6 protein-coding genes are annotated in these 8,415 nt (G+C 60.9%); all 6 read left to right on the forward strand.

What is annotated here, in order from left to right:
* Positions 1 to 58 precede the first annotated feature (58 nt).
* Positions 59 to 2,296 (forward strand): DUF2357 domain-containing protein, encoded by a 2,238-nt coding sequence (locus DW661_RS06190; protein ID WP_118935039.1) that lies wholly within the window; start codon positions 59 to 61, stop codon positions 2,294 to 2,296.
* Positions 2,296 to 3,006, forward strand: coding sequence for a signal peptidase I (locus DW661_RS06195; protein ID WP_118935041.1), 711 nt, complete (start codon positions 2,296 to 2,298; stop codon positions 3,004 to 3,006). The genes DW661_RS06190 and DW661_RS06195 overlap by 1 nt, the downstream gene beginning before the upstream one ends.
* A gap of 124 nt (positions 3,007 to 3,130) precedes the next feature.
* On the forward strand, positions 3,131 to 4,153 hold the full coding sequence (locus tag DW661_RS06200) for a DMT family transporter (RefSeq protein ID WP_118935043.1): 1,023 nt from the start codon (positions 3,131 to 3,133) through the stop codon (positions 4,151 to 4,153).
* Between the two features lie 143 nt (positions 4,154 to 4,296).
* Positions 4,297 to 6,627: a DUF4012 domain-containing protein gene (locus DW661_RS06205; protein ID WP_117634326.1), complete on the forward strand. Its 2,331-nt coding sequence runs from the start codon at positions 4,297 to 4,299 to the stop codon at positions 6,625 to 6,627.
* A gap of 3 nt (positions 6,628 to 6,630) precedes the next feature.
* On the forward strand, positions 6,631 to 7,962 hold the full coding sequence (glmM, locus tag DW661_RS06210; RefSeq protein ID WP_118935045.1) for a phosphoglucosamine mutase: 1,332 nt from the start codon (positions 6,631 to 6,633) through the stop codon (positions 7,960 to 7,962).
* Positions 7,963 to 8,219: 257 nt separating this feature from the next.
* The coding region (gene tnpA, locus DW661_RS10335) for an IS200/IS605 family transposase (protein WP_233547464.1) at positions 8,220 to 8,415 on the forward strand (196 nt) is incomplete at its 3' end.

Here is an 8,415-nt window from a genome sequence, read left to right on the forward strand (position 1 = left end):
CGGGGCGACGTGATGTCGCCCCGCCCCTTTCCGATCGATCCAATCTATGGAGTAACCCATGTCCGAGACCATTCAGGACCTCTATACCAGCTTCTCCGAGCAGATGGAGCCCATCCAGGAGGACAGCCGCTACTTCCGCTATCTGTTTGAGATGGCGCAGGCCTCGGGCACCACGATCGAACAGCAGCGCGAGGAGCTCGTCAAGGTGGTGGACGAGGAATGGATCAGCATGATCGAGGACTCGCTCGACGCCATCAACACCATCATCGAAAAGCCGCGCCGCTTTATCACCACCGAGGAAGAGGTGGTGCCGGTCTCGCTCGCTAAAAAGATCAGCGCCGACAGCGTCCGTCATCTGAGCCAGAACACGCAGTTTTTGGCGCCGAGTGAGGACGGCGGCGTTCACCCTACGCGCATCCTCAACGTCAATACCGTCGAGACCTACGACCTGTACGAGAACCGCTTTATCTACCACTTGATTCAGCGCCTGCTGACGTTTGTGGACAAGCGTACCGACGTGATCTTTTGGTCGACGGGCAACGAGATCCGCAACCGCTTTAAGATGCACAGCAAGATCGACGATGCGTACGAGGAGATCGAGTACAACGTCGAGATGACGGTCAAAAACCGTCAGAGCTTTGCCGAGAACGATGCCGACAACATGGACGTCTTTATGCGCATCGACCGCGTGCGCCGCCTGGTCATGGCGCTGCGCGGCGCGTCGTTCTGCCAGATCATGAACGGCTGCAGTGCGGTCCGCAGCCCCATTCAGCGCACCAACCTCATCATGAAGGACCCCAACTACCGCAAGTGCTACCAGCTGTGGCAGTTTATGGAGCGCTACGACAAGGTGGGCTACAACATCGACGTGAAGCAGCAGGCGCTGGCGTTCGATGACGAGTACATGGTGCAGATGTACACCAACCTCATTAACAACTACACCGTCTTTAAGAGCCTGACCGATGACGAGCGCAACCTGCAGGAGCTCGAGAGCGTGCAACACGCGCCGGTGGCGCCCAAGTTTATTAAAGAGATTAAGGAGGTGCAGGTCGATAGTCCCGACCTGCCCGATGTTGAGGTCCGCCGCGTGTTTGTGGAGGAGGTCACGCAGGCCCAGCTCGATGCCGAGCAGGCGCTGGCCGAGGCACGCGAGCAGATCGAGGAGCTGCAGGGGCAGGTCAAGTCTTGGAAGGTGCAGGCGCACGCGTTGACCGACGAGCGCGATGATTTGGCCGACGAGCTGGACGAGGCCAAGACGCGCGAGCTGGCGCTGACGCAACGCGCGCAGATGGCCGAGGCTGATGTTGAGGAGCTGCAAGGTTCGCTGGAGGATGTCGAGGCGGGCAAGAAGGCTGCCGAGGCCGACGCTGTCGAGGCGCGTGAGACCGCGGCGGCGCAGCTTGAGCAGATGCGCGCCGAGGCCGATGCCGAGGTGGCTGCCGCCCGGGCAGACGCGGACGCCAAGGTTGCTGCCGCCGAGCAGGCGGCTTCCGAGCAGGTCGCGCAGGTTAAGAGCGATGCTACTGCGGCCCTGGCCGCCAAGACGGCGGCCGACGCTGCCGAGCTGCAGGCCACCAAGGACACTGCTGCGGCCGAGCTCGCCGCCGTGCGCGAGGCCTCTGCCAAGGAGATGGCCGAGCTGCATGCCAAGTTGGACGCCGCCAAGCTGCAGATCGAGGAAGTGCAGCTGACGGCCGAACGCGATGTCCGTGCCGCGCAGGAGGCTGCCGACGCCGCCGCTGCTGTGGCGGAGCAGAAGCTCGCCGACACCGTCGTCGCGGCCGAGGAGAAGGTTGCCGCCGCCCAGCAGGCCGCCGATGCTGCGATCGACGCCGCCCGTGCTGCCGCCGATTCTGCCGTTGAGCAGGCTACGGTGGATGCCAGCGAGAAGGTCGCCGCTGCCGCTGCCGAGCGCGATGCCGCCGCGCGTGCCGCCGAGGAGGCTCGTGCCGACGCCGACGCGCGTGCCGCCGCAGCCGAGCTCGAGGCAGGGGAGCGTATTGAGCAGGAACTCGCCGCCGCCAAGGCCGCGCACGAGCGCGAGCTCGAGGCCGCCCGCGCGGAGATGCAGCAACGCTTGGACTCGTTGGCACACGAGCTGGAGCAGTCCGAGCGCGATCGCGCCCGCGCCGAGCGCCGTGCCGAGGGCAACAGCCTGTCGCGCTATCTGCTGGCTCGCTTGCGCGGAGAGGCCGCCGAGGGCGATGTCGCCACGACCGTTGAGGGAGATGAGACCGACGTTTCGGCATCTGACGCCACTGACGTCGAGCCTTCCGCAAAGGACGCCGACAAGTGATGAAGCACGTGCTCCGCGTGATCAACGTGTTGGCGACCGTGGCGATCCTGGTCGCCTTTGTGGTGCTGCTGCGCACGGTGTTCACGCCCGCTGGTGAGATCCCCACCATCATGGGCTATGGCTTTATGCGTACGCTGACCGGCTCGATGGAGCCGGCGATTCCCGTGCATTCGTTTATCGTCGTCGATACCGACAACAGCCAGGCCTACCAGGTCGGCGACATCATCACCTTCCATTCGTCCGATGACGCGCTGGAGGGTTCGCTCAACACGCATCGCATCGTTGCCGTGGAGGATGCGGCCGACGGCACGCCGGTTTACCGCACCAAGGGCGATGCCAATCCGGTCGAGGATGCTGCGCCCGTGCCCGCCGCCGACGTGGTGGGGCGCGTGGTCTTTGTCTCGGCGGGGCTGGGCGTGGTGGTCTCGTTGCTCACCAATCCGCTGCTGTTCTTTCCGCTTATCGTGGTGCCGCTGATCGTGCTGCTGGTGCTCGAGATTCGCCATATGGTCAAGACAACGCAAGAGGTGGCATGCGCCGAGGACGAGGCCGCCCTGCGCGCAGCCGTGGAGCAGATTCGCGAAAAGCGCCGTCGCGAGCAGGAGGAGCAGGGCGACGCCGGTGACGAGGGCGATGCCGACGGTGGCCATACCGATGAAAGTGCGGAAGCCGATCCCGGCGCCCCAGGCGATTCCAACCGCTCGGCATAGCTCATCGGGCCTTTCGTCCCTGCAATTTGGACGCTCGCAGATGCTCCGCATCATCTGCTATTTCATACCAATATTCGTGCTACAGTTTGGACGCTTTATTGCCAATTGATTTCGGGGGAGTGGGATGGAACAGGAGCGCTCGGCGCAGTGTGCACGTGAAAGGGCTTCGGTACCGATGACGGCGGCGTCTGATTTTATCGTGCCCGAGGGGACTGACGAGCTGAGCCACAGCACCCGCCGCGCATGGCGCGACCGCCTCAACGACGCCCAGGCGCGCAAGATGGCCCTGGGTACGCTCGCCGCGTTTGCCGGCGGTACGTTTTGGGGTTTTTCTGGCACCAGCGCCAGCTACCTCTTTGACGTGTGCCATATCGAGACGTTTTGGCCGATGAGCGTGCGCCAAGTTATCGCTGGCCTGCTCTTTATGTTCGTTGTGCTCAGAAAAGACCGCGACCGCTTGATCGAGCTGTGGACCACCCCTGCCGATCGCAAGCAGCTTATTCTGTTTACGATCTTTGGTCTGCTGTTCAACCAGCTTTGCTATCTGTCAGCCGTGCGCCTGACCAACGCGGGCACCGCGACCGTCTTCCAGTGCCTGCAGCTGGTGGTCGTCATGGGGTATGCCTGCGTCACCGCGCATCGACTGCCGCGCACGCGCGAGGCTCTTGGCATTTTGCTCGCATTGGGCGGAACGTTTTTGATCGCCACGGGCGGCGACCCCAGTACGCTCAACATCTCGCCGATGGGCCTGCTCTCGGGCCTTTTGTGCGCAGTGGGCGGTGCCTGCATAGCAATCATCCCTGCCGGAATCCTCAACAAATACGGTAGCCCGGTCGTCACGGGCTCGGCCATGCTTTCGGCGGGAATCGTGATGAGTATCTTTACCCAGCCGTGGGCGCATATGCCGGCGCTCGGCCCCTCGGGTGTCGGCGCGCTCGCGATATTTATTGTGGTGGGGTCGTTCTTCGCCTATATGTTCTACATGCAGGGCGTTAAGGAGATTGGCTCGGTGCGCGCGAGCCTCCTTGGAACCATGGAGCCGGTTTCGGCCACCATCACCAGCGCCCTTATGCTGGGAACGGTGTTTTTGCCCACCGACCTGGCGGGCTTTGCCATGATTATCGCGATGGTGTTTTTGACGGTGTAGCTGGCGCCAAGACGGAAAAGGCGTTGTGCCACATTTTCGCCAATTGATGTCCGTGTCTGGAGTTTAGCTGTCGATGCTCAAAATGCCATAAACTAGTAACGTTATGGACTTTTTCATTGCGACTCAATTGCGAGGATTTCTTTATGGCTGGTAATCACTTTAAGGGCAGCGATAGCGGCCGTCCTGCAGTTCCGCCGCGTCCGAACGGGGCTGGTAAGGCCGGCACGCCGGGCGGCGCTGGGCAGGGCGGTTCCGGTAAGCGCGTGTCCCCGGGCGAGACGGCGATGTTTACCGCTCTGTACGAGCAGTCTCAAAAGGCAAAAAAGACCGGCCGTGCAAGAGGGAATGTCTTTGCGGGCGGTGCAACCTCCACGTCGCAGCCGAGCGGGGCCCCTTCGATACCTGCGAACAACGCAGGTGCTGCCAACGCCGCGAATACCGCCGGCAACGTTAATGCCGGCAAGGCCGCCAACAATACTCCCTCTGCCGGTGGCGCGGGGCTTACGGGTAACCTTGGCACGATTTACACCGGCGCCTCCGAGACTGGCACGTTCGCCCGCCTGGATGATAGCGGTGCCCAGTTTGCGGGCTCGGGTTCCAAGGAAGATTATTACGATTTTGGCTTGAACTACGGTAGCGACGCTTCGTCGAGTTCGACCTCTGACGGTCTGGTCCGTCATCGCCATCGCAAGGGCGAGCGCAAAAAGCGTCACACTGGCGCCATTATTGCCGCTGTAGTCGCGGTGCTTCTCGTTGCGCTTGGCGCAAGTGGCTTTATGCTGCTTAACTCGGCAAAGACCGTAAAGAGCGAAGCGAAGGAGGCTGTCGAGATCGTCGGTGGCCTTAAGGACAAGGTCACGTCGGGCGATTTTTCGACGCTGCCTGACGACGCGAAGAAGATCGATGGGCTCTGCGATAGCATGAAGGCGGAGACCTCGAGCCCGCTGTGGACGGTGGCTTCGTTTATCCCGGTGTATGGCAGCGACATCAGTGCGGCCCGCACCATGATTGATGCCCTGTCCGATGTCTCGAGCAACGCGCTGGTTCCCATGGCCGACAACCTTTCGCAGGCCACGCCCGGCAAGCTGTTCCAGGACGGCATGATTAACGTGTCCGCGCTGCAGGCGGTCGCCGATTCGCTTTCCAGCAGCTCGAAGGTATTCAAGAGCGCCAACGAGAAGATCCAGGGTATTGGCGATACTCATATTTCCCAAGTGACCGAGCTGGTCGATAAGGCCAAGGACGGCTTTGCCACCCTCAACGGCGCGGTTGACGCGGCGGAGAAGGTCGCCCCCGTCCTTCCCCAGATGCTCGGTGCCAACGGCCAGACGCGTCATTATCTTGTGCTCGCGATGAGCAATGTCGAGATCCGCGCCTGTGGCGGTTTTCCCGGTTCTCGCGGCGTGATGTCGGTGACTGATGGTAAGCTCGAACTGGGCGATTTTGTCAAAGTCGACATGATGAAAGAGCCTTTGAGCCCGCTTCCCATCACCGATGAAGAAGCAAACTTGTTCACGACCGGATGGGGCCTGACCGGATTCAACACGCTCGGATACACGATGGGTGACGTTACGATGACGCCCGATTATCCGCGTGCGGCTCAGCTTGCCAGCGATATGCAGAAGGCCATTGTCGGAGATGACATCGACGGCGTATTTGCAGTCGATCCGGTATTTTTGCAGTATATGCTCGGCATTGTAGGCGGCACACAGCTTCCTGACGGTACCGTCGTTGATGGAAGCAACGCTGCAAAGGTGCTGCTGCACGATATTTATTGGAATTACCCGGTAGAGGAACAGGACGCCATTTTTGCGGCGGTTGCCGGATCGGCTTTTAACAAGATCGTGGACGAACTGGGCTCCAGCGATATTGCTAAGATTGCTGGAGCCATCGAAAAGGGTGCTTCCGAGGGTCGCATCCTCATGTATTCGAGAAACGATGACGAGGAAAAGGCCGCGAAGGCCCTTGGAATATCGGGCGCCCTCCAAGCCGATACGTCGGAGGCTCCGATCTTGGGCGTCTATGTGAACAACTACAGTTATTCAAAGATGGATTGGTTCCTCGATAAGCGAGTCACCATCGATTCTTCGGTTGAAAATGCCGATGGCTCGACGACGTATCGAGTGACCACCTCGCTCAAGAACACGATGACCCCCCAGGAGAAGGCCGAGATGCCTGGTTATTTCCAGGGCCATAACGGCATTAGCCAGGATATTGATGATGAGGTACTGAGGCTTTATCTCTATGCTCCTGCGGGAGGCAGCATTTCGGACATTAAGACTTCGGGCTCCGGTTCTATCGAGATGAACGAAGCGACGCACGATGGCTTGAAGGTTGCATGGGGCGGTGTCCACATGCTTCTTGGACAAGACATAAAGGTTGAGTACACGGTCACGACTTCGAAGGACTCTGGGCACAAGGAGCTTAAGGTTCGTACCACGCCGACCGCTCAAACGTTCGAACAGGATAAGTAAGATATGAAGTACTTTGGCACCGACGGCTTTCGCGGTGAGGCCAACGTTGGGCTGACGGTAGAGCACGCTTATAAGATTGGCCGTTTTGTGGGCTGGTATTACGGCGCCAACCGCGAGCGCAAGGCGCGCGTCATCGTGGGCAAGGACACCCGTCGCTCGAGCTATATGTTCGAGGCGGCGCTGGTGAGTGGCCTGGTCGCGAGCGGTGCGGACGCCTATATGCTGCACGTGATCCCCACGCCGGGCGTAGCGCATCAGACCGTGGAAGGCTGCTTCGATTGCGGCATCATGATCAGCGCGAGCCACAACCCGTTTTGCGATAACGGCATTAAGCTCGTCAATAGCGACGGTTTTAAGATGGACGAGGACGTACTGGAGCTCATCGAAGACTACATCGATGGCAAGAGCGAGGTACCGCTGGCCACGGGCAACCACATCGGCGCCACGGTGGACTATATGCAGGGCCGCAACCGCTACATCGCTTCGCTCATCGCCAGCGCGAACTTTTCGTTGCAGGGCGTCAAGATCGGTATCGACTGCGCCAACGGCTCGGCTTCCTCGGTGGCCAAGCCGGTGTTTGACGCGCTCGGTGCCGACGTGCGCGTGATCAACGCCGCGCCCGATGGCTTTAACATCAACGTCGACTGCGGCTCCACGCATATGGAGCGCCTGCAGCGCCACGTGGTGGAGCAGGGCCTGGACGTGGGCTTTGCCTATGACGGCGATGCCGATCGCTGCTTGGCCGTTGACGAGCGCGGTCGCGTGGTAGACGGCGACCAGATCCTGTACGTGTGTGGCGTGTATCTGAACAAGCACGGTCGCCTTTCGGGCGGTACCGTGGTGCCGACGATCGCCAGCAACTTTGGTCTGGTCAAGTCGCTGGAGCTTGCCGGACTGAGCGCCGTGACCAGCGGCGTGGGCGACCGTCACGTGTATGCCAAGATGCGCGAGGGCGGCTACAGCCTGGGCGGCGAGCAGACGGGCCATACGATCTTTGGCGATATCGAGCGCACGGGCGACGGCATTATGACCTCGCTGCGCGTGATGGAAGTGATTCGTGCCGAGCGCGAGACGCTCTCGCAGCTCACGGCTCCGTGCAAGCTGCTGCCGCAGGCGCAGGTTGCCGTGCGCGTAGCGGATAAGGACGCCGCGCTCGAGAACATGGGCGTGCAGAACGCCATCGCCGAGGCCGAGACTGCGCTGGCAGGCGAGGGCCGCGTGCTCGTGCGCAAGAGCGGAACCGAGTCGGTTATCCGCGTGCTGGCCGAGGCGCCCGACCAAGCATCCGCCGATGCCGCCATGAAGCGCATTGCCAACGCGCTCGAGGCTTTATAGCTACGCGGTTTTACCAAACCGCGTAGCTGCTCGACGCTGCAAACGGCCCCAAGCGGCAATCTGACGCTCAATTTCAAGGGCGCGACCAGAAGGTCAGCGCCCTTTCATTTCAAGACTTTAGTCTGCTGGCCGCGCAGCGGCCAGCTTTAAACCACCCGCTATGCGGGTGGAGACAAACGGCTTTACAAAGCCACCCCTCCGACCGATATTGACGATTGTTCAGGCCGTCAAGAATTCGAGTCGAAGGGGTGGTCGCCATGGCCCAGAAGGCCTACAGCCTTTCCCACACGAAGTGGATGTGCAAGTACCACATCGTGTTCACGCCGAAGTATAGGCGCAAAGTGATCTACAACCAAATCAGGAGCGACATAGGGGAGATCCTCAGGAAGCTGTGCGAGTACAAGGGGATCGAGATAATCGAGGGGCACCTGATGCCCGACCACGTGCACGTGC

Source organism: Collinsella sp. AM24-1, assembly GCF_003470325.1.
Taxonomy (GTDB): Bacteria; Actinomycetota; Coriobacteriia; order Coriobacteriales; family Coriobacteriaceae; genus Collinsella.